Annotated in this window: 1 protein-coding gene; it reads left to right on the top strand. The window is 60.1% G+C overall.

Annotated elements, in window-relative coordinates:
• A partial coding sequence (ilvC, locus tag HMPREF1494_RS00725; protein WP_034518405.1) for a ketol-acid reductoisomerase occupies window positions 1–889 on the top strand: 889 nt, incomplete at its 5' end.
• Between the last annotated feature and the right edge of the window lie 379 nt (window positions 890–1,268).

Raw genomic sequence — 1,268 nt, forward strand, 5'->3', positions numbered from 1 at the left:
GGAATACGCCAAGGAGCAGGGCCTGGAGGTCCAGTCCGTGGCCGACGCCACCGCCGAAGCGGATGTGGTGATGATCCTGCTGCCTGACCAGTATCAGGCCGCCGTCTACAAGTCTGAGATCGAGCCGAATCTGAAGCCGGGCGCCGCTCTGGCCTTTGCTCACGGCTTCAACATCCACTACGGCTACATCAAGCCGAGCGAGGATCACCCGGTGTTCATGGTCGCGCCGAAGGGCCCGGGCCACATCGTGCGCCGTGAGTATGCCGCCGGCCGTGGCGTCCCGGTCGTGGTGGCCGTCGAGCAGGATCCGGATGGCAAGACCTGGGATCTGTGCCTCGCCTATGCCAAGGCCCTTGGTGCCCTGCGCGCCGGCGCCATCAAGACCACCTTCACCGAGGAGACCGAGACCGATCTGTTCGGCGAGCAGGATGTGCTCATGGGTGGCATCAACCACCTGTGCGACATGGGCTTCGACGTGCTGACCGAGGCCGGCTATCAGCCGGAGATCGCCTACTTCGAGGTGTTCCACGAGCTTAAGATGCTGATCGATCTGGCCAACGAGGGTGGCCTGAACAAGGCCCGTTGGTCCTGCTCCGACACCGCCCAGTACGGCGACTACACCTCCACCGTGATCACCGAGGAGACCAAGAAGCGCATGCAGTATCAGCTCAAGCGCATTCAGGACGGCTCCTTCGCCAAGGAGTTCATGGATGACCAGGCCGCCGGTGCGCCGAAGTTCAAGCAGCTGCAGGAGGAGTACAGCCACCCGCATCTGGAGACCGTCGGCCCGAAGCTGCGCGCCATGTTCTCCTGGAACAACCAAGTGGACGCCGATGCCGATATGGCCGAGTCCTTCAACGGTAAGATCGCCCGCACCCAGGTGCAGTGAGCCGTCGCGCCGCTTGACGCAAGTTGATCGCTGACTGGTTCTCAGCCTGATTCGGCTGAGATACGAAACCGCCATCCGTTCCGATACGGGTGGCGGTTTTTCGATTTTCGGCTCTTGACTCGGTGATTTTTCGGTGCTATGGCTCACCTTTTGGACTGAGTGGCGGTTTAGGAGTGCGCTCGGGTAGGATAGACCCCAGTTTGCAGGACAAAATCCATGCACGAAAACACGAATTTCATATCTGCGAATGGTAGAAACCCGAACGCTTTGGTGGCGTTCACCCCACTACGATAAAAGGAGTGCCAATACAATGGCTGCACAAATCTGGTACGAGAACGACGGCGATCTCTCCGTCCTCGATGGCAAGAAGGTTGCCATC

The sequence above is a fragment of the Bifidobacterium sp. MSTE12 genome (assembly GCF_000513015.1).
Classification (GTDB): Bacteria; Actinomycetota; Actinomycetes; order Actinomycetales; family Bifidobacteriaceae; genus Bifidobacterium; species Bifidobacterium dentium.